Below are 21,115 nucleotides of genomic sequence, written 5' to 3'. Positions count from 1 at the left end.
AACTCTAAAGTAACAACAAATAACAATATTTACTAAAAATATTTGTTTTTATAGAAAAAACCAAGCATTTATCATAATCCTAATATATTTTTATATTTTTATATTCAAGTTCATCAAATTATAAATGATAAATTATACATAAAATTTTATGCTAAAACATTATATTATTACTACCCTTCGAAGTTTGCTTAAAAATAAAATCATTCTCATTATTAACTTATTAGGGTTAACTATTAGCCTAGCAAGCTCTTTTATAATAATAAGCTATGTTGTAAAAGAAACCAGCTATGATAAATTTCAACAAAAGAGAGAAAGAATTTACAGAGTGCTATGTGAAGATAAAACCTATAAGCAGTCTACCTCAAAATCATCAATGATTTTAAGTGATTTGCTTACAAATAATTATCCCGAAGTAGAATCCATAACTCAAATATGTGAATTACAAAATGTTAAAATAAAAATAGGAGAGAGTTTTAACCCTGAAAACGAACTCTACCTAAGCACTAGTAACTATTTTGACCTTTTTAGTACAAAACAAATCTATGGTAGTGTAAAAGGTTGCTTAGACTCTCCGACTTCAATTGTCCTTACTCGGAGTAAATCGGAAATACTATTCCCAAAGCAAAATCCTATTGGAAAAATGGTAGAAGTTCAAATTGAATCGAGAGTGTTTCAACTTGAAGTTATTACAGTTATTGATGATCTGCCTGAAAATTCATCTTACAGTTTTAGCTACCTAGCCAATGTTAACCTGCTATCAAAAGTATACTCTGATGCTCCATGGATAAATAGCATTAAAACCAGTTGGGATTTTAACTTTTGTACAACCTTTATTCTATTTAAAAGCCCTAATAATGTTATACCTTTTATAGCTAAATGGAATGAGTTTGAGCAAAAGAAGGATTTCCCTAAAGAACAATACCACTATTCTTTACAAAATATTTGTGATATACACTTTAATTCAGAACATCTAAATTTTGAACCATCAAGAGGGAATAAGAAATTCGTTCTTCTTTATTCAGCCTTAGCACTGATAATAATTTTAGTTGCAATGTTCAACTATATTATGCTTTCAGTATCCAAAACAGAGGTAAGATTAAAAGAGATTGGCATAAAAAAAGTACTAGGCGGCTCATCATCAATCATTCGGAGGCAGTTTATTTCAGAATCTCTCTTACTCTGTCTTTGTTGTCTCCCTTTAGCTTATCTGTTGGCAAAATTTGGAATAGAGAAAGTTAACCAACTATTTTTTGTCGAACTTAAAATTAATTTAAACAACACTGAGCAACTATTCTATTTTTTAATTATCACTCTGTTAATCGGCTTAATTTCGGGACTCAATATAAGTTACAAACTATCAAGGGGTAAAGCAGTAAATGCCTTAATTAGTAATAATATAAATCTCGGAAAAAAAAGTTTTATTCAAAACGGAATACTGACATTTCAAATATTGGTTTTTACAATTCTTATAGGCTGCTCTTTAAGCATAAGCAGACAAATTAATCTACTGAAAACCAAAGATCCTGGGTATAATCGCACAAATAAGGTAATCTTTAGCTGCCCAACAAGTAATTTCACACAATCATTACTCATAAATTTCAAATCAAAACTTCTTGAATCTCCCAATATTTATGAGATAACATCAGGTTGGGGTTTACCTCCTTTGTCCACTGCTATGGAGTATATGATTCCGCCTAAAAATCGTCCCAATGAAAAAATAAAAGTTAAATGCATTATTACAGATCCAAATTTTACTAGACTTCTGAAAATACAAGTTATAAAAGGTCGTTTCTTTGATGAAAAACTACCAACCGACTCATCAAATTGTGTAATAAACGAGAAAACTGCAAAAATGCTTGGCCTTAATAATCCCTTAGACGAAAAGATTGAAGGATGCAATGTTATTGGGGTTATCACGGATTTCCACCAAACATCAACGCTGGATAATATTGAACCAATGGTTTTAGTTCTTGGGAAAGCAAAATATACAACCGATATGATTTTGAATATCAAGGAGGGTAGCTTTAATGATGTAAAAAAACATGTTCAAAAAACTTGGGATGAAATCAGACCAAATCAAAACTTCTTCCTAAAGGATATCAAAGAAGGTCAAAATATAGTCTACTACAAAGAAGATCAATTAAAGAGGATTATTATCTTCTTTAGCATAATAGCAATATTCTTGGCTGTTATTGGGCTGTTTGCCCAATCACTGTACTCAGTCCAGCAAAAAAGGAAAGAAATTGGGGTTAGGAAAATTAACGGGGCAAAAACGACTCAGATTGCAATGATATTCATAAATCATTATGGAATCCTAACTCTTATTGCGAATACCATTAGCTGGCCAATAATAGTATATATTAACTCAAAATGGCAGGAAAACTTCATCTATAAAAGCCCTATAACTCTTGGCTTAATCGCTACTATAGCAAGCATATCACTACTAATTGTATTATTAACAATAATTGTAAATGTTATTAAAAGTGCTAACGAAAATCCAGTTGATGTATTGAAATACGAATAGACTATATAAAACGTTAAAAAATAAGGTTAAATCAGTACACCTTTTCAAGTTACTGATAATTTAAAACTCAATTATTATGAAAAAGAAAAATTCATTTAAGAATCTAAGTTTAAGCAAGGAGACTATTTCGAATTTAAGTAAGAATCAGGCTTCCAAAATTATAGGTGGTGAAACAGGGCTTGAAAATTGCACAACACAACAAGTATCCTGTTGCTATCCTCAACACACATGTCAAAGTGGAGCCGTTAAAACTGGAGCTCTTTCAGGCTGTGCAGTTTGTCACTAACATTTTGAAATTAACAAAAGACATAATACAATAGTAAATTGTACTATCCCTTGAAATTGTAATAGGTTTGGAGGAGAAGAATTCCTCCAAACCTTAAATTTGAATCAAATCTAATCTTTGAAAAATGAAGTTTCCTCTTTTTACTTTTTTAATTCTTCTCTCTAAAATTATTTTCAGCCAAAATTTAGTTTTTAACGGTGACTTTGAAACCGTTGAGAGATATCCTGACAATTACGCTCAAATTAGTCTGGCAACCGGATGGTACACACTTAACCGTGCCGATCTATATAATTCACGTTCAAACCCATTTTATTTCAATATGGCCATGCCAGGGCTGAGAACTCCAAGAACAGGAAATGGATTTGCTGGAATTGTTGTTGGCGAACATGAGACAATTCAGACCAAACTTACCCAAACACTAAGCAAGGATAGCCAATATAGGGTTGAGTTCTATTTGAAACTGGCTTGGTGTAGTCAATGCGCACTAACTCCTGTATTTGGGCTATTAACAAAATATTCCTGCATGGATTCGATATATAGATATGAAAACTTCAACAATCAGGTTGGCATATATGAGTATAAGGAGCTCATGGATACAACAAAATGGGTAAAGGTCGAGGGCATATATACCGCCAATGGTGGTGAAAAGTATTTTACATTAACCTACATTAATCTATTTAAAAAACCATTCTGCCTTTGCGACTACTTTATAGATGATATCTCTGTCTACCCCTTGGTTGATGAGCACACCATACTTCAAAATATAACCAGTATCGATACATTTAAATACAAACAGGGCGATGTATTTATCCTAAAAAATGTAAACTTCGAGTTCAACCAGAGTACGTTACTACCCGAAAGCTACAAAACATTAGAGGAACTAATCAAATACCTGCAAAAGAACAGTAGCATTGTAATATCAATTAATGGGCATACTGATAATGTAGGCTTAGAGAAATATAACTACGAACTTTCTAAAGAACGGGCTAAATCAGTTTACAACTTTTTGCTAAACAGAGGAATAAATAAGGAAAGATTATCGTACGCGGGGTTTGGTAGTACTCAACCATTAAACGAAAACACTTCCGAGAAGAATAAGCAAAACAACCGAAGGGTTGAAATTAAAATTGTAAAGAAAAACTAACACTTTTTTTAAATGAGATCACTTCGACAGGATAAAAAGAATTGGAAACCCATTACAGAAAGAAACGAAGAAACAAACATAATACTCAACAACATCAGGAAATGTATCGAAAGCATTGAACCTGCAAGTACAGATTTATCTTTGAGCACAGGTTCAGTAGGTAATACCCTTTTCCTATTATGGCATGATTTTATGCTTTCGAAGAAAAGTAACCTTGATTTTTATTTTAACGCCCTAAATAACAAACTATCAACGGCTCAAATCGATTCATCCTATATGAAAGGATTATCAGGTATTGCTTGGTTTTACTATTTTATGGCTAATTCCAGAGTTGTAAAATATGATAAGGAATTTGAAGATTCTCTCAGAAATATTGATAAACTAATTCTACCATCAATAAACTTAGAAGCCGCCAAAAGAAATATCGATCTATTCGATGGACTTAATGGGTATGGTGAGTATTTAATTGAAAAGGGGAAATACGATAACAACTATCAAGATTTATACAATTTGGTGAAAAATTTTAGAAAAATCTCAATCGATGATGAAAATGGAATCAGATGGGTAGATAATAGAAAACATTATAATGCTATTCAGAACCAAACGCTCTCAATGCCAGAAATTCTTTTTGGGGAAGAAGTAAACTTAGGCTTAGCACATGGTATGTTAGGTACAATAATTATTCTTAGCAAAATTTACGAGTTAGGTATTTTAAAAACAGAAATTAAGAAAGTATTAACAAAATCTGTGAAATGGATACTAAAGCAAAAAAATGAAAATGAAGATCAATTATTTCCATCTGTTACAAATAAACACGACCACCACTCAAACCCTAAAATTGGTTGGTGTTACGGCGATTTAGGGATAGCCTTTTCTTTAGTATTTGCTGGAAATAAGTTGCAAAACAGAGAGTTTATTAGTATTGGAATTGACATTGCGCTTAGATGTTCCAAAGACATTAAAATAGTTACTAAGATTAATTCACCCTATTTTTGCCATGGTGCAGCAGGGATAACACATATTTACAACAGACTATATCATTTAACAGGAGAAACCCAATTTCTTAACCAAGCATTATATTGGCATGATAAATTGATTGATATGTATAATCCAAATAATAAAATAGGAGGTTTTTTTAACGAGGATAACAATTTTTTATATGGCTTGCAATTTGGAATATCAGGAATTGGTTTGGTACTAATATCTAGCATATCAAAAGATGAACCAGTATGGGATAGTTCTATACTATTAAGTTAGAAAATTATGACTTGGAAGAAAATAATTGAAGACGACAAACAATACGTTTCTAAAATTCATGAAATAGCGTTTTTGTTTGAAAAAAGAATAAAAATTGAAAACGATTTTCTTTTCACCGGGAAACTTGGAATTTCACTATTTTGTTTTAATTATGGAAGGCTCTTCAACAATGACAAATTTATTGAGATTGGTTATAAATATCTCGAAAAATCCTTTAAAGCAATTAATTCTAGCATCTCAGGTTATTCACTTTCAAATGGAATATGCGGCTTTTATTGGCTTCTAAAAGAATTAGAAAAAGAAGAATTTATCACGAAGGAAATTTTCGAAAATTGGAATATTATAGAAGAATCTTTAGTTCAGAGAATTAACTACGAGATTAATACAAAAAACTGGGATTTCTTACATGGTATAATGGGTATAGTATGGTGTTTTTTCAAATTCAACCAAGTTCTTTTAAGAGAATTCTCCTTACCATTGTTAGAGCAATTTGAATCACAAGGAATTAATCTTGACGATGGAAGTATTGCATGGCATGCATATAAAGTAAATCATGATAAAAGCGTAAATAAGATATATAGCATGGGCTTGGCTCACGGCATTCCTGGTATTATCCTAATATTATCAAACCTGACGAAGTACAACATTGAATCAAATATTTCAAAAGAATTATTGAATAGATCATTCCTTTTTATAAAAAATCACCCGTTAGATTTTGAAAAGTTTAACTATTATTTTCCTCAATATATTGATTTACCAGATGGTACTTATTCATCAAGAAATAGATTGGCTTGGTGTTACGGAGATCTTGGCTTAGGTTTTGGCTTGTTCAAAGGAGGATTAAATTATTCTAATAACGAAATGTCCAAACTTGGATTAAAAGTTTTAATGAATTGTTCTACCAAAAAATCTTTTGAAGAAACCTTAACTGTTGATGCAGGTTTCTGCCATGGAACAGTTGGAAATGCTCATATATTCAATCGACTATACCAAGAAACCAACATTATTGAATTCAAAAAAGCGGCTCAATTCTGGTATGAAAAAACTTTACAATTTGCTACTTTTAATAATGGATGCGCAGGCTATAAATCCTATGACAGTGACAATAAATGGATAAAAAACTATGGTTTACTTGAAGGGGCTGCTGGTATTGGTTTGTCATTAATGTCTGCGATATCTGAAAATGAACCCTCTTGGGATAACTGTTTCCTATTAAGTTGAGTTGGCAATTATAAAACAATTGAAAATCGGGTTTTATGAATAAAATGCATCCATATCATATCTCTGACTCCTATATTTTAAGAACACCTTTGCTTCCAATAAACTTTATTAAGGGAATATTAGGTAATAATATCAGCGAAGCCAACTTAATCGAGTACTTTAAAAATCCTATTATAAAAGAGGCTATTTTCCTTGCCTCTCCAAGTTTCTACCAAAGGTTAGTTTTATGGGAAAATAAAAAGATTAAGGATATAAAAGAGATAGAAACTCTTGGCATTTCATTAGTAAAATACTTATCTCGAATGTCATCGCGCTGTACTCCATTTGGTTTATTTGCTGGATGTTCTGTGGGTACATTTAATAATGAAACAAAGATTAACTTAATCAAACCAGAAAAATTCAAAAGACATACTAGGCTTGACATGAACTATCTGTGCTCGTTGTCACTAACTCTTGAGAAAATACCCGAAATAAGAGAAAACATCCTGTTTTATCCAAATTCAAGCATTTACGTTTCTAACAATCAAATAAGATATATCGAATATAAGTACATTAATGGGAACAGAAATTATTTTACAATTGGAGTTGACAACTCGCCCTATTTACAAAAAATCCTTAAGAACTCAGAAAATGGAGAATATATCAATAACCTAGTCGAAATACTTATCGATGAAAAAATTAGCACTGATGAGGCAAAAGGTTTCATAAACGAACTAATTGATTCTCAAATACTGCTTAGTCAACTAAATCCTTCAATTTCGGGAAAAGAATTCACCGAACAGTTACTTGATGTACTAAAAAAAATAATACCAAAAATCGAATCATACCAATCATTTAAATCAATTGAAAACCTTTTAAGAGTTTTAGACGATGGTGAACTAGGCTCCAATATGTATATCTATGAAGAAATTGAAGATGCTGTTCGTAAACTAAATGCAAAATTCGATGAAAATTTCTTATTCCAAACAGATCTATTCTTGGAAACCGAAACCAATTTCTTAGACAAAAATATTAAAGACGGACTATATAAAGGAATAGAAATTCTAAATAAAATTACAGAGAAAAAGAGCAATAGTTACTTAGAAGAATTCAAGAACAATTTTTATCGTAAATACGAAGAAGAAGAGATTCCATTATATGAAGCCCTTGACCCCGAGATTGGCATTGGCTACGGAAATAAAACGAATTTGAATAGTGATATAAACCCTCTAATTGAAGATCTTAGCATTCCCGAACAAAACTCAAAGTCATTTATAAGCACAACCGCTTTTCAAGATTTGCTATTTAATAAATATGTTGAAGCCATCGCCAGCAAAGAAACTGAGATTAAAATTACAGATGAAGACTTGAAAGAGTTAAAAACAAATTGGAATGATTTACCAGTTACTTTCTCTTCTATGGTTGAAATTTACAAAAAAGATAAAACAAACGATTTCTATATCAAAATGGATAGAGCAGGAGATTCGAGTGCGGCAAACATAATTGGTAGATTCTGTCATGGAGATCAAGTAATTAGTAGTATTACTAAAGAAATTACCGAGTTCGAGAGAATCTTTTATAAAGAAGAAATTGTTGCTGAAATTGTGCACCTTCCAGAATCACGCACAGGCAATATATTATTACGACCAATTTTAAGAGAATATGAAATCCCATATTTAACTAAAAGCACATTAAATAAAGATTTCCAACTTGACATTAAAGACCTACATATCTCTATTCCCAATGGGAGATATATTCAACTTAGATCAAAAAAACTAAATAAAGTAATCATTCCTAGATTAACAACAGCTCATAATTTCAGATTTAATTCTTTACCAATTTATGAATTCCTTTGTGATTTACAATTTCAAAATTTAAGAAGCGTAATTCATTTTGATTGGGGATTTTTAGACAGTAATGTAGGTCTATTCCCAAGAGTGACATATAGGAATATAATTCTTTCACTCGCATACTGGAATATCGATAAAGATGAAATGAAAAAATATGTTACACTAAAAGATGATGAACTAATCAAGGTAATAACTGATTGGCGAAAACAAAAAGGAATACCATCCTATGTAAAGCTCATCCAAGGTGATAATGAATTACTATTAAATCTCAACAACTTAATCTGTATAAAAATTCTTTTTTCACTAATAAAAAAACAGAAAATATTCAGATTAGAAGAATTCCTTTTTAGTAGCGAAAATTCGATAATAAATGGCCCAAACGGATATCATAGTAATCAATTTATTTTCCATTTCTTTAAAAGTATGCATTAATGGCTAATATAAATCTTAAACGAAACTTCATTATCGGTGATGAATGGTTATACTATAAAATATATAGCGGACCTAAATCCACTGATTACATACTAACAAGTATTTTATTACCACTTATAAACAAACTTCTTAATGAGAAGACTATAGACAAATGGTTTTTTATACGATACAATGATCCTGATTTGCATTTACGTATTAGACTTCATGTCCAAAATATTCAAAGGCTAATAGTAGTAATATCAAATTTTAATAAAGAAGTAAGCCCATTAGTTGACAAAAGAATTATTTCTAAAATACAGATTGACACCTACAAAAGAGAAATTGAAAGGTACGGTGAAAAAACAATGGAAGATTCTGAAAATCTATTTTACCTAGACAGTAATTGCATTATTAAGTTTTTAGATTTATTAGATGGAGAAGAAGGTGAGGAATATAGATGGCTCTTTGGCTTACACTCTATAGATTGTTTATTAAATGATTTTGGCTATAACTTAAAAGATAAAATAGAGTTGCTTAATGCTTTGCAAACTAGCTATGCTAACGAATTTAATTTAAATAAGCCTTTAAAATATCAACTGGACACTAAATATAGGATGTATCGAGAAAAAATTATTTTTTTCTTAAGTTCTTCTATTAACAATGAACCCGAACTGAGTCCAATCGTAGAACTTATCAAAAAGAGATCAAGTGCATCAACTGAAGTAGTAAAATCTATAAAAACTAAATTAATACAAGAAGAAATTAATTCTATAATTTTTAGTTATATACACATGAACCTGAATCGCTTGTTCAGGACAAAACATAGGGAGCATGAATTGGCAATTTACTATTTGTTATATAAACATTATAAATCAGAAGTTGGCAAATTGAAATCTAGTATGGATAAAAAGTCTTTTTTAAATTAAAAATATTCATTATCAAAATCAATTCCTTTTTTGTAAACCAATGGCAATTAAAAAAATCTTATTCAACGACCCAATTCTCGATAAGATTTGTAGTAAAATAGAATTACCATCACTTACCAAAACAAATGATGTATACTTAGATTTGCTTGAGGTTATTATATCGCAACAACTTTCGGGAAAAGTTGCCAAAGTTATCTACAATCGATTTCTTCAACTATTTGAGAACAGCTATCCAAAATCAGAAATTCTAAGAGAAATTGATGATGAAATGCTTAGAAAAGTTGGACTTTCGAATGCAAAAACCAACTACGTTAAAAATCTTGCAAACTTTGCAATTGCTAACGATATAAGTATTAATCGCATGGATTCGTTGAACGATAATGAGATAATTGAACTACTTACAAAGATTAAAGGGGTTGGGAAATGGTCAGTTGAAATGATATTGATATTCTCATTACTTCGAACCGATGTTTTTCCTTACGATGATTTGGTTATAAAAAAGAGTATGATAGAAGTTTACGGTATAAAAAAAGAAGGAAAGCAACTGATTGAAAAAATGATTTCAATTTCCAATAAATGGAAACCCAATAGATCTCTGGCGTCAAGGTATTTATGGGCAAACTATGATTTAAAAATCCGAGAAAAGAATTAATGGGTTAGCAGATTCTAAAATTAGTGTAGTTTTTTATCTCATTTTGGGTGATTTCACAACTACTAACATTCGAATAAGGAGAACCCTTCTTACAATGTTCGATGAAAATATCCATTGTATGTTCTTCGCATTCAGCTTCAATAAACACAGAACCATCAGGCATATTCTTAACATATCCGTTTACTCCTAATTCGCATGCAAGTCTATAAACATAGTACCTAAAACCCACTTGCTGAACTTTACCATATAGGAGAATCGTTTTAGCCTTTAGCTTCATAAATTAAAAACTGGAATGTTTAAAAATCATAAAAAATAATCAATTTGTAGAATATCGCCGAATTCTAACTAAGCAGATAAAATTTACGGTAGAATATATTTGGTATATATGCCAAAAATAGTTGTTAAAAACTCATACACCTCTTGTTCTTATTGAGTTTACTGATACTCTATTAGAGGGTGTTTCAATAGATGATGAAAAAAATTTCTTTATAAACCTCTCCACCCATTTGTGAGAGAGGATTTCTAAAGAAATTTTTATGAGATAAAAACAAAATCACCAACTAATTTTGGCATTATTACCATATATTTTTATTTAAATAAACAACCACGTAAACAATAAATACCACAACCTTAAAGCTATGGCTTTTTATTATTAATTTCTCCTAATAACATTACAAATTTAGAAGCAGACATTAAATTATAAGCTACTCCTGAGGTGTTGTTGTGGCTTTACGATGTGCATTGTTGACCTTAATATTTCGGCCTTTAACCTGTGAGTCATTTAACGCACGAATAGCATTTTCAGCTTCATCATCGCGCTCCATTTCCACAAAACCGTAACCCTTTGACTTACCCGTTTGTTTATCCGAAATAATTTTAACGCCTGTTACATTACCATAAACAATAAAGAGATCCTTTAACTCTTCAATAGTCATAGTATAAGCAATGTTACCAACATATATTGTCATAGTACGAAAGATTAAAATTACATTAAATGAAAATTACGGCGTTTTTTGTTAATCACAAAAAAAAAGGCAGCTTTTTGCTGCCTTTTTTTAAAAGTTTGTTTATTTTTTATTATCCAAGAGTTGCTACCATAACAGCTTTAATTGTGTGCATACGATTTTCAGCCTCATCAAATACTATTGATGCATTTGATTCAAATACCTCTTCGGTTACCTCCATAGCATCCAAACCAAACTTTTTAAACATCTCCTCACCAACAACAGTCTCACGATTATGGAAAGCTGGTAGGCAATGCATAAATTTACAATTTGGATTTCCAGTAAACTCCATGGCTTTCTTATTTACCTGATAAGGTTTTAGAAGTTTAATTCTTTCTTCCCAAACTGAATCTGGCTCACCCATTGATACCCATACATCTGTATAAAGGAAATCACAACCTTTAACACCTTCTGCAACATTTTCAGTTAATGTAATTTTCGCACCTGTTTCCTTTGCAATTTCACGACATTTAGCAACTAATTCCTCTGAAGGCCAGCAAGCTTTAGGAGCTGCCGCTCTAAAATCCATACCCATTTTTGTGGCACCAACCATTAGGGAATTACCCATGTTGTTGCGAGCATCGCCTAAGTAACAGAAAGCAACTTTGTTCAAAGGTTTTTCTGCATGTTCTCGCATAGTTAAGAAGTCGGCAAGGATCTGAGTTGGATGGAATTCTGTTGTTAGACCATTCCAAACAGGAACACCTGCATACTTTGCAAGAGTCTCAACAATCTCCTGAGAATATCCACGATATTCAATTCCATCGTACATTCTACCAAGTACACGAGCGGTATCCTTCATCGATTCTTTTTTACCCATCTGTGAACCTGAGGGGCCAAGGTATGTTACGTGTGCTCCCTGATCTAGGGCAGCTACTTCAAAAGCACAACGGGTTCTGGTAGAATCCTTTTCAAAAAGCAGAACGATATTCTTACCTTTAAGCTGTTGCTGCTCTGTTCCAGCATATTTTGCAGCTTTAAGATCTGCGGATAGATCAAGTAAAAAATGAATCTCCTTTGGAGAGAAATCCAAGAGTTTCAAGAAACTACGATTCCTTAAATTGAAAGCCATAGTGTTTAATTTATTATTTGATTTTACTAATTTTCGTATTCAACTGTAATTTTTGTTCCATAGGATTTATCCTCAAGTTTTGTTGCTTCGGTGATAACACTCATCTTTCCGCCATTATCAACAAATTGTAGGCAAGCTTTTATTTTTGGAGCCATATTCCCTTCACCAAACATTCCCTCTTTTAGGTATTTTTCAGTATCGGCTTTATTAAGAAACTCTAATTTTTTCTCACCCGGTTTCTTATAGTTAATGTATACAAAAGGAACATCGGTTAAAATATAAAACTCATCAGCCTTAATTCGATTAGCAAGTAATGATGAAGCTGAGTCCTTATCAATAACTGCCTCGGATGGGCGAATATCACCTACTTCATCAATATAAACAGGAACTCCACCGCCCCCAGAAGCAATAACGATTATACCCTGACGAACAAGTTGGTTAATCACTTTTTCATTCAGAATACCAGTAGGCTTAGGTGATGGAACAACTCTACGCCAACCGCTACCTGTATCCTTTATCTCCTCTTTAAAAACCCAACCTTTAGATGCAGCAAGTGAATCTGCTTGTTCCTTATTATATATCTTCCCAACTCTTTTAGTTGGATTTTTGAATGCAGGATCATCCTTATCGACAATTACAGGGGTAACTAAACAGCATACCTCTTTATCGATTCCATGCTTACGTAACACATTTCTTAACATTCGCTCAATCATATACCCTATACCGCCCTGTGAATCTGCAACACAAATATCCAAAGGCATCTGAGGAATACCATACATTTCTTCACCAGCATCGTTACGCATTAGAATATTTCCGACTTGTGGACCATTTCCATGGCTGATTACTAAATCGTAACCTTCTTTTATAAGATAAATCAAGTTTTCAATAGTATCGGTGGTGTTTTTTTCTTGCTCTTCGATAGTTCCAACTTGATTTCCACGTAGCAATGCGTTACCACCCAATGCTACAACTGCTAATTTATTCATTGTCAAATTATTATTTATATCAAATATTGAAAATGCAAAACTATAAAATTTTTTCAATTGCTACATAGTAACTTCAAACAGTAAGTATTTTCAATTACCCTTATAATTGATGTTTAATAACATATTTAATGACTACGAATTTGTTTCACGGTAACTACTCACTACGGAGACACGAAGTTCACAGAAGCTTGTTCCATTATCGACAAAATAATAACCTTTATAAGTTCTTTTGTAACGTATATAAAGAAATATACTTTTTTTGATCAACTGTCTTGCCCGAAAATGATCGATATAAACTTAAATTTTCATTGTTCTTTGCGCTCTGTGTCTCTGCACTGCAATAAAACGGGGTACACCATTTCAACAAGAATATCAATTAGCCTAACAAATAATTTTTCAAAGAACATTTGTTTATATCATAGAAATCTCCGTGGTTTTTGTTCTTTTCGATTGCTGAATAGTTACGTTTCACGAATTAATAATTGAAATATTCAAGTTAATCAATATTATAAGTCCGTTAAAAACAGATGGATACTAGATTGTTAACTGAATACCTTTAACAATTATAGTGTGTTTAACTCACTTTATTAAAAACAAATACGTAATTTTAGCAAAAGAAAAAAGCCAAAAAATGAGGCAACAAACCTGTTATTACCTACTACTATTTTTTCTATTAACCTTTTCAGGTTGTTTAGATTTCAAATCAAAAGATTTTAACGAAGGAACAATAGAATATTCTATTCAAACAGAAGATGAGTCACAACCTGGTTTCAATTCAAGCCTACTACCCAATAAAATCATTGTAAAATTTCGTGATAATAATACATCTAACAAGGTTGAAGGGCTTTCTGGAGCAGTCACCTTAACATACATCAACAATATCGATGATAAAAATAGTATAATCCTGGTAAAATTTTTAAACAAAAAATTGTTTTTCGAGGAACCATTAACTAGTGGAAATATTTCTAGCACATACTCTGGAATGCCAAATATTACTGTAAAGGAAACAAATGATACCATTACTTACCAAGGGTATAAATGTAAAAAAGCCATTGCTAGTTTTAATGATTCATCGAATTATTCCTTTGAAATAATTTATACAAATGATATAAAAATAGTTAATCCTAATGCTAATACTCCCTTTGAATCAATAAACGGGGTAATGCTTAAGTTCAAAGTAAAACTCTATAAACATACAATGAGTATTACGGCAACAACCATTAAAAGAGAACATATTTCTATGGATAATTTCTCAAAACCATCGGATTATGTTAGAGTATCAAAAAAAACAATTGAGGACTTTCTTTCATTGCTTCAATAAAAAACTCTTTGATTGATACCTGTTACAAAATCAGAATAATTCTCTTACTTTGCATTCGGTTTAATAGCCCTACTACTTATTTGCATAATGTTTAACAATGGCCAAACAAGAAGAGAATCCAAAGGATAAGAAAACTGAACCAGAAATACCAACAAAATCATTTTTTAAAGACGAACGGGTAAGGTTCACTGTTGGGGTATTCATGTTGTTTTTGGCAATATATCTAACCATCGCATTTATTTCTTACCTATTTACTTGGCAAACAGATCAAAGTTTTGAGTGGCAAAATATTTTCTCTGGTTCAGAAACTAGGGTTGAAAATTGGACAGGAAAAATTGGTGCTTCGTTCTCAGTTCAATTCATGAACCATTGGTTCGGCATTTCTTCGTTTAGCGTACCTTTCATAGTTGGCCTTCTTGGGCTTAGATTACTTAAAGTAAGACCCTTACCATTTCGGAAAACCACTTTTAAACTATTAATTGGAACAGTACTTTTATCTCTAGTTCTTGGTTTCATTGCAAGAACTACAGGAGGGTTTCTGGGAAGTGGATTGGGAGGTGCTCATGGACTTTTTGTTTCCGATTGGATTTCTGCACTTATTGGGAAAGTGGGTACTGCTTTTCTGCTCCTTTTATTTTGCATTACTTACACAATATACGTACAACCAGATTCAATCCATTGGTTTAACAGGCTTATCGGGGAGATTATTTTGCTCCTGAAACCTAAAAAAGTTGAAGTGGTTGAAGTTGAAGCAAATACTACTACAATAAAGAAAACCATAGTAGTAAACGAAAATGGTCAGATTATTGAAAAACTAGATAATGATGATAACATAGAAGATATTATCCCCTCTCCTACTGAAAACTTAGATTTGCAAGCTACTGAAAGCTTAATGATTGATGAAATTGATGATTTTGATGGTGATGAAACTGAGGAATTGGAACTTGTAAATGAGGTTGAAGAAGGTGTAAAACCTGTACATCAAATTCAAGCAGTAATTGCCCCAGAGGGCGATGGAGATGTTGAATTAACAATTGAATCTATTCAGGAAGCTGTTGCAAATAGTTCTGCTATTGATAATCAAGAACTTTACGATCCAACATTAGAACTATCAACCTATCAACGCCCTCCTATCGAACTACTTGAGGAGTATAAAAACCAAACCTCGCCAGTATCGAATGAAGAGTTAATTGAAAATAAAAATAAAATAGTTGAGACCCTTGCAAACTATAAAATTCAGATTGATAAGATTAAGGCAACAATTGGTCCAACCGTTACTCTATACGAAATAGTTCCTGCTCCTGGTATTCGAATCAGTAAAATAAAAAACCTTGAAGATGACATCGCTCTTAGCCTTGCTGCCTTGGGTATTAGAATAATTGCACCTATTCCCGGCAGGGGAACAATTGGCATTGAGGTTCCAAACCAGAAACCTGAAATTGTATCAATGTATTCAATTCTTAAATCAGCAAAATTTCAGGAAAGCAAATTTGAACTTCTTATTGCACTGGGTAAGAATATATCGAACGAAACTTTTATACTCGATTTAACCAAATTACCCCATCTTCTGATTGCTGGAGCAACAGGCCAAGGAAAATCGGTTGGTCTTAATGCAATTATCACATCATTGCTCTATAAAAAGCATCCATCGCAACTTAAATTTGTCCTTATCGATCCAAAAAAGGTTGAATTAACATTATACAGCCGGCTTGAGCGTCATTTTCTAGCAAAACTACCCGATTCAGAGGAGGCAATTATTACTGATACACAGAAGGTAATATATACCCTTAACTCTTTATGTATTGAAATGGATCAGCGATACGACTTACTTAAACAAGCACAGGTCCGAAACATCAAAGAATACAACGATAAGTTCACTGCTCGGAGGTTAAACCCAAACAAAGGACATAAGTTTTTACCCTATATTGTGGTTGTAATCGATGAGTTTGCAGATTTAATAATGACTGCTGGAAGAGAAGTAGAAACGCCTCTAGCCCGTTTGGCTCAGCTAGCTCGTGCTATTGGTATTCACTTAATCATAGCAACTCAGCGTCCATCAATAAATATTATCACTGGTGTTATTAAAGCAAACTTTCCTGCTAGGATTGCATTCCGTGTTTCATCTATGATTGACTCACGAACAATACTTGATCATCCGGGTGCTAACCAGCTAATTGGTCGTGGCGATATGCTAGTTTCAACTGGTAGTGATATGATTAGGGTACAGTGTGCTTTCATTGATGTTCCCGAAATTGAACGTCTAACTGACTTTATAAGTAATCAGCGGGGCTATGCTACCGCATTTTTACTTCCAGAATATTCACCAGAATCAAGCGAGGAACAATTTGTAGTTGATCTAAAAAAACGTGACGATCTCTTCGATGAAGCGGCTAAACTTGTTGTGCAATACCAACAGGGGTCAACATCATTAATACAAAGAAAATTTTCGATTGGTTACAATCGTGCTGGCAGGATAATTGATCAGCTTGAAGCAGCAGGAGTTGTAGGCCCATTTGAAGGAAGTAAAGCACGTCAGGTTCTTATTACTGATGAGACCTCATTAGAGCAAATCATAACTAACTTACATAATCAACAATAATATTTATTAAAATGAAGAAGACAGTTTTTTTTCTGCTAGTAGTTTGCCTCTCATTTAGTGTTAGTGGCCAAAATGCACCGCTCGGTAAAGATATAGTAAATGCTTTTAGCGTTAAAATGCAAAATCTCACATCTTTAACCGCTAAATTCTCGTTTACCCTTGAAAATCTTCAAGAAAAAATAACCGACACTCATGAAGGAGAAATTGTAGTTAAAGGTAAGAAGTATAACTTGGAGTTAATGGGCATGCAATCATACTACGATGGTGTAACTAAGTGGCAGTATAATAAGGAAGCCAACGAAGTAACAATCTCAAAACCCACAGTAATCGAGGGTGGTTTTTTCGATGATCCTACCAAGCTCTTCAAGGATTATGAGAAAAATTTCAAATCAAAATTTATAGGAGAACAGGTTGTAAGGGGTAGAAATATCTATGAAATAGAACTATACCCTATAGACCTAAAAACTCCATATTCAAAGTTAAATCTTACGTTTGATAAAAAAACCCTTGAACCCGTTCAAATTAAATATCAGGGTAAAGATGGAAACAACTATATAATTTTGGTTAAAGTGTTCAGATCTAATGTAATAGTTAGAGATGAAAGATTTACTTTCGAACCTAAAAAGCATAAGGGTATTGAGATAATTGATATGAGATAATAAACTTTACAACTACTCCCCGCATAAAAAAACCCCAGTAACTTGAGGTTTTTTTATGCGGTTTATTTCTCTTCAGGATATTCTACCCTTGCATGGTAGATATTCAGAAGTTTCTTCTTAAAAACTGATTTTATGGTTGTAATATCCTTAAAAGTAATATTTGCATCATTAAACTGCTCTTCCGCCTGAAGATTATCAATTATTCCCTCAACCAAATCGTCAATAGCCTGAAAGGTAATCTTTTTAAAACTCCTAGAAGCGGCTTCTACAGAATCAGCCATCATAAGCACTACTGTCTCCTTACTATTTGGGCGTGGTCCAGGGTAAATAAACTTAAGATCATCCTCTATGGTTTCAGTATATTTATCTTTATACAATCTGTAAAAGTATTTTACCTTATTTGTTCCATGGTGCATACGGATAAAATCTATTAACTGTTGGGGAAGTTTATTCTTCCTTGCAATCTGCAAACCTTCCGTTACATGCTTAATAATAATTGTTGCACTCTCTTCGTAATCAATGTTTTGATGCGGGTTAAAATCAGTAGGTTGATTTTCAATAAAATAGAAAGGGTTATTCATCTTACCAATATCGTGATACAATGCCCCAGCTCGAACCAACAAAGGGTTTGCACCAATTTTATAAGCTGCTGCTTCGGCGAGATTGGCAACTTGTAATGAATGCTGAAATGTTCCAGGTGCTAACTCAGCAAGTTTTCTCAATAAATCCTGATTTGTATCCGAGAGTTCAATAAGAGTTGCATCCGATAGGAAGTCAAATATCTTTTCAATTAAATATACTAACTGATAAAGAGCTAAAAGCAAAAGTGCATTAACAACAAACCAAGCAAGGGTAAACCAGTTTATTGCTCGCAGGGTTCCCTCTTGCACAATCACCAAACTCAAGTAAATTGCTAAATATGATAATAATACAAGGAAAACCGTATAGAATAAGTTACCACTCCTGTATAAATTCGTGAGACTTGCAATAGCCACAACACCAGCTATAAAGTTTATCAAAACAAATTCATAGCCATTTGGGGCAAAAAAACCTACTAAAAAAATTGTAACTAAATGAATAAACAGAGCCAGTCTTGCATCATAAAAAGCTCGAATAAAAATTGGAACAATAGTAAAAGGAACAACATATAGGCTAATAGTACTACTTTTTAGAACAAAAGATGAAAGGATAATCATGAATGAAATTAAAATAAGAATGAAAAGGATTTTCGAATCATCTGATAAAATCTCTGTTCTAAAGTTCAATAAAAACAGGTATAACATAAATACAAGAATAGTAACAATTAAAAACTGTCCAAGGATTATCATAAACCCATTGTCTTGACCCAGCCTTCTTTCGTATTCTTTCCTTAATGATTCCAAAACCTGATAACGATCGCCTTTTATAACCTCCTCGTGTGAAATAACCCTCTCTCCTGCCTGCACCATACCCTTTGTAAGCGAGATGTTACTTAATATTTCTCGTTTCACCTTTCCAGTAGTACGTTCATCGTAGAGTAGATTTGGAGATAGTATTTTTGTTAAATTAACCTTACTTAAAAACTGATTCATTTCAGGAGTGTCCTTTTCTTCACATTTTAAAACCTTTTGCTGCAAGTAATCTATTGCCTTGGGTAAAGTGAAAACTTCGCCAATTTCAGTTTCCACCGCTTTACTATTAATTAACAAGGTAATACTAAGCGATGGTTGAGATGAGACAGTAAGCAAATCGGAAGGATCTATAATTCCTTTATCGTAAATAAACTTTATATATTCAATTATTTTATATTCTAATTTTGTTTTATTCTCTGATAGTTTCAATTCATAAGCTAGATCCCTCTTATGTACTGAAATGCTTCGCTTTGATTGAAAAACATTCCACTCTCTATTAAAATCATTTTTAAATTGAATAATAGCAGTGTTTTTTGCAGTTGAATCGTTAGTGAAGAAAGGTTTAAAATCCTTAAGTATCGAATTTCTTTCTTCAAAAAGTTCTGCCTCCGTTTTATAAATCGGAAAATCAAATGGAGAAACTAAATCTTCATGTATCCAAGGCTTTCCCTTCTGAAACTCATATTTAAATTTTCCTTCTCGGGGTAAGAAAAAAACGATTAGAATAATTGCAACTAGAAAATAAAAGGATCTGAAAATCCCTCGGTAATAAATCTGGAAGAAACGAATTATCTTTCTCATTAACTTATGGTGTAATCGATGATACCATTAACACTCATAGCAAAAATAACAACTTTTATTACAATATGTTTGATAACCAATTTAAAACTATTATTGTTTCCCATAATTTTCCCTTTTTATGAAAGATGAAGCTGATTATATTAACAAATTCGGAAAAGACTCACGTAGTTTGTAACTTTACACTAATTTAGTTTTAAATAATTATCGCAAAATGAGTAAAGGGATAGCTAATCAAAGTTTAGTTGCAGTTAGGCGTGAACCCTCTGAGAGTAGTGAAATGGTAAACCAACTCCTATTTGGTGAAACCTTTACAATTATCGAATTATACAATAGTTGGTCAAGGATTATCAGCAACCATGATGCTTATGAAGGATGGATCGATTCAAAGCTCTCAACTCATATCCCCGATGACTTAATTACAAAGCATGATAGTCCAATAATTGCAAACACCCTCTTTTCAGCCAAAAAAGTTGGGGGTCAGTACCCAATTAGACTTTGCCAAGGTTCATCGTTGAATAATTTCGAAAATGGCCTTTTTATGTGTGGAACCAACTCATATCAATGCATAGAAAATCCATTTAGCGATAAAAAAGAAAACATCAACGAAGAAGCCGTAAGATTGGCAAAACAGTTTATTAATTCACCATACCTATGGGGAGGTCGTTCCCCGTTCGGGATAGATTGTTCGGGGCTGATCCAAGTAATTTATAAAATTCTAGGATACAATATTCCCCGCGATGCTGGGCAGCAAGTGAAAATTGGCGAAACAGTTGATTTTATAACTTTGGTACAACCCGGCGATCTAGCGTTTTTTGATAATGAAGAGGAGATTATTACGCACGTTGGAATTATTATTGGCAATGGAAAAATCATTCATTGTTCAGGCTTTGTTAAGATTGATAGCCTTGATCATCAAGGTATTTATAACATGGACAACCAGAAATACTCTCATAAATTAAGGGTTATTAAAAGAATTCTTTAGCATTTGATTTCTACATAGGTATTGTTACATTTATAAGATAATTATAAACA

General features: G+C 32.4%; 17 protein-coding genes. 12 read left to right on the top strand and 5 right to left on the bottom strand.

Features of this window, described 5'->3' with window-relative positions; all coding sequences use genetic code 11:
- Positions 1 to 148: 148 nt before the first annotated feature.
- The 8 genes from HOO91_01035 (at position 149) to HOO91_01000 (ending at position 10,250) form a co-directional block, all read left to right on the top strand.
- A complete protein-coding gene (locus HOO91_01035) occupies positions 149 to 2,524 on the top strand; it encodes an ABC transporter permease (GenBank protein NOU16130.1) in 2,376 nt (791 codons plus the stop codon).
- Between the two features lie 76 nt (positions 2,525 to 2,600).
- Positions 2,601 to 2,810, top strand: a complete 210-nt coding sequence (locus HOO91_01030) for a hypothetical protein (GenBank protein ID NOU16129.1) — start codon at positions 2,601 to 2,603, stop codon at positions 2,808 to 2,810.
- A 124-nt stretch (positions 2,811 to 2,934) separates the two neighbouring features.
- Positions 2,935 to 3,954 (top strand): OmpA family protein, encoded by a 1,020-nt coding sequence (locus HOO91_01025; GenBank protein NOU16128.1) that lies wholly within the window; start codon positions 2,935 to 2,937, stop codon positions 3,952 to 3,954.
- A gap of 12 nt (positions 3,955 to 3,966) precedes the next feature.
- Entirely contained in the window at positions 3,967 to 5,211 is a 1,245-nt protein-coding gene (locus tag HOO91_01020; protein NOU16127.1) for a lanthionine synthetase C family protein, read from the top strand.
- Positions 5,212 to 5,217: 6 nt separating this feature from the next.
- Positions 5,218 to 6,432: a lanthionine synthetase C family protein gene (locus HOO91_01015; GenBank protein NOU16126.1), complete on the top strand. Its 1,215-nt coding sequence runs from the start codon at positions 5,218 to 5,220 to the stop codon at positions 6,430 to 6,432.
- A 35-nt stretch (positions 6,433 to 6,467) separates the two neighbouring features.
- Entirely contained in the window at positions 6,468 to 8,693 is a 2,226-nt protein-coding gene (locus HOO91_01010) for a lantibiotic dehydratase family protein (protein NOU16125.1), read from the top strand.
- Positions 8,693 to 9,598 carry a hypothetical protein gene (locus tag HOO91_01005; GenBank protein NOU16124.1) on the top strand — a complete coding sequence of 302 codons (906 nt, stop codon included), beginning with the start codon at positions 8,693 to 8,695 and terminating at the stop codon, positions 9,596 to 9,598. The genes HOO91_01010 and HOO91_01005 overlap by 1 nt, the downstream gene beginning before the upstream one ends.
- A 40-nt stretch (positions 9,599 to 9,638) precedes the next feature.
- Positions 9,639 to 10,250: a DNA-3-methyladenine glycosylase 2 family protein gene (locus tag HOO91_01000; GenBank protein NOU16123.1), complete on the top strand. Its 612-nt coding sequence runs from the start codon at positions 9,639 to 9,641 to the stop codon at positions 10,248 to 10,250.
- 4 nt (positions 10,251 to 10,254) lie between these two features.
- Here the strand turns inward: HOO91_01000 and HOO91_00995 are convergent, their stop codons facing one another.
- The 4 genes from HOO91_00995 to arcC all read right to left on the bottom strand — a co-directional run bounded on the left by HOO91_00995 (position 10,255) and on the right by arcC (position 13,312).
- The gene (locus HOO91_00995; GenBank protein ID NOU16122.1) at positions 10,255 to 10,527 is read right to left on the bottom strand and encodes an acylphosphatase; all 273 of its coding nucleotides are present in this window, start codon (positions 10,525 to 10,527) and stop codon (positions 10,255 to 10,257) included.
- A 427-nt stretch (positions 10,528 to 10,954) separates the two neighbouring features.
- Positions 10,955 to 11,218 (bottom strand): RNA-binding protein, encoded by a 264-nt coding sequence (locus HOO91_00990; protein NOU16121.1) that lies wholly within the window; start codon positions 11,216 to 11,218, stop codon positions 10,955 to 10,957.
- Positions 11,219 to 11,327: 109 nt separating this feature from the next.
- Positions 11,328 to 12,326, bottom strand: coding sequence for an ornithine carbamoyltransferase (gene argF, locus HOO91_00985; GenBank protein NOU16120.1), 999 nt, complete (start codon positions 12,324 to 12,326; stop codon positions 11,328 to 11,330).
- Between the two features lie 26 nt (positions 12,327 to 12,352).
- Positions 12,353 to 13,312, bottom strand: coding sequence for a carbamate kinase (gene arcC / locus HOO91_00980; protein NOU16119.1), 960 nt, complete (start codon positions 13,310 to 13,312; stop codon positions 12,353 to 12,355).
- A 631-nt stretch (positions 13,313 to 13,943) separates the two neighbouring features.
- Between arcC and HOO91_00975 the strand changes: the two genes are divergently transcribed.
- The 3 genes from HOO91_00975 (at position 13,944) to HOO91_00965 (ending at position 17,891) form a co-directional block, all read left to right on the top strand.
- Entirely contained in the window at positions 13,944 to 14,633 is a 690-nt protein-coding gene (locus HOO91_00975; protein ID NOU16118.1) for a hypothetical protein, read from the top strand.
- 97 nt (positions 14,634 to 14,730) lie between these two features.
- A complete protein-coding gene (locus HOO91_00970) occupies positions 14,731 to 17,232 on the top strand; it encodes a DNA translocase FtsK (protein ID NOU16117.1) in 2,502 nt (833 codons plus the stop codon).
- Between the two features lie 11 nt (positions 17,233 to 17,243).
- Positions 17,244 to 17,891 carry an outer membrane lipoprotein carrier protein LolA gene (locus HOO91_00965; GenBank protein ID NOU16116.1) on the top strand — a complete coding sequence of 216 codons (648 nt, stop codon included), beginning with the start codon at positions 17,244 to 17,246 and terminating at the stop codon, positions 17,889 to 17,891.
- A gap of 62 nt (positions 17,892 to 17,953) precedes the next feature.
- Here the strand turns inward: HOO91_00965 and HOO91_00960 are convergent, their stop codons facing one another.
- Complete coding sequence (locus HOO91_00960; protein ID NOU16115.1) at positions 17,954 to 20,083, bottom strand: HDIG domain-containing protein; 2,130 nt, start codon at positions 20,081 to 20,083, stop codon at positions 17,954 to 17,956.
- 211 nt (positions 20,084 to 20,294) lie between these two features.
- On the opposite strand from HOO91_00960, the gene HOO91_00955 reads away from it, so the two are divergent.
- Entirely contained in the window at positions 20,295 to 21,065 is a 771-nt protein-coding gene (locus HOO91_00955; GenBank protein ID NOU16114.1) for a C40 family peptidase, read from the top strand.
- Positions 21,066 to 21,115 lie beyond the last annotated feature (50 nt).

This window comes from Bacteroidales bacterium, from assembly GCA_013141385.1.
Lineage (GTDB): Bacteria > Bacteroidota > Bacteroidia > Bacteroidales > Tenuifilaceae > UBA8529.
Note: the sequence above shows the minus strand (reverse complement) of the source record. Positions and strands in the feature narration are given on the sequence as shown.

What these genes read in the sequence shown, in the direction of transcription:
- HOO91_01035 (NOU16130.1), top strand. Translation starts at nt 149, where the DNA reads ATGCTAAAACATTATATTATTACTACCCTTCGAAGTTTGCTTAAAAAT.
- HOO91_01030 (NOU16129.1), top strand. Translation starts at nt 2,601, where the DNA reads ATGAAAAAGAAAAATTCATTTAAGAATCTAAGTTTAAGCAAGGAGACT.
- HOO91_01025 (NOU16128.1), top strand. Translation starts at nt 2,935, where the DNA reads ATGAAGTTTCCTCTTTTTACTTTTTTAATTCTTCTCTCTAAAATTATT.
- HOO91_01020 (NOU16127.1), top strand. Translation starts at nt 3,967, where the DNA reads ATGAGATCACTTCGACAGGATAAAAAGAATTGGAAACCCATTACAGAA.
- HOO91_01015 (NOU16126.1), top strand. Translation starts at nt 5,218, where the DNA reads ATGACTTGGAAGAAAATAATTGAAGACGACAAACAATACGTTTCTAAA.
- HOO91_01010 (NOU16125.1), top strand. Translation starts at nt 6,468, where the DNA reads ATGAATAAAATGCATCCATATCATATCTCTGACTCCTATATTTTAAGA.
- HOO91_01005 (NOU16124.1), top strand. Translation starts at nt 8,693, where the DNA reads ATGGCTAATATAAATCTTAAACGAAACTTCATTATCGGTGATGAATGG.
- HOO91_01000 (NOU16123.1), top strand. Translation starts at nt 9,639, where the DNA reads ATGGCAATTAAAAAAATCTTATTCAACGACCCAATTCTCGATAAGATT.
- HOO91_00995 (NOU16122.1), bottom strand. Translation starts at nt 10,527, where the DNA reads ATGAAGCTAAAGGCTAAAACGATTCTCCTATATGGTAAAGTTCAGCAA.
- HOO91_00990 (NOU16121.1), bottom strand. Translation starts at nt 11,218, where the DNA reads ATGACAATATATGTTGGTAACATTGCTTATACTATGACTATTGAAGAG.
- argF (NOU16120.1), bottom strand. Translation starts at nt 12,326, where the DNA reads ATGGCTTTCAATTTAAGGAATCGTAGTTTCTTGAAACTCTTGGATTTC.
- arcC (NOU16119.1), bottom strand. Translation starts at nt 13,312, where the DNA reads ATGAATAAATTAGCAGTTGTAGCATTGGGTGGTAACGCATTGCTACGT.
- HOO91_00975 (NOU16118.1), top strand. Translation starts at nt 13,944, where the DNA reads ATGAGGCAACAAACCTGTTATTACCTACTACTATTTTTTCTATTAACC.
- HOO91_00970 (NOU16117.1), top strand. Translation starts at nt 14,731, where the DNA reads ATGGCCAAACAAGAAGAGAATCCAAAGGATAAGAAAACTGAACCAGAA.
- HOO91_00965 (NOU16116.1), top strand. Translation starts at nt 17,244, where the DNA reads ATGAAGAAGACAGTTTTTTTTCTGCTAGTAGTTTGCCTCTCATTTAGT.
- HOO91_00960 (NOU16115.1), bottom strand. Translation starts at nt 20,083, where the DNA reads ATGAGAAAGATAATTCGTTTCTTCCAGATTTATTACCGAGGGATTTTC.
- HOO91_00955 (NOU16114.1), top strand. Translation starts at nt 20,295, where the DNA reads ATGAGTAAAGGGATAGCTAATCAAAGTTTAGTTGCAGTTAGGCGTGAA.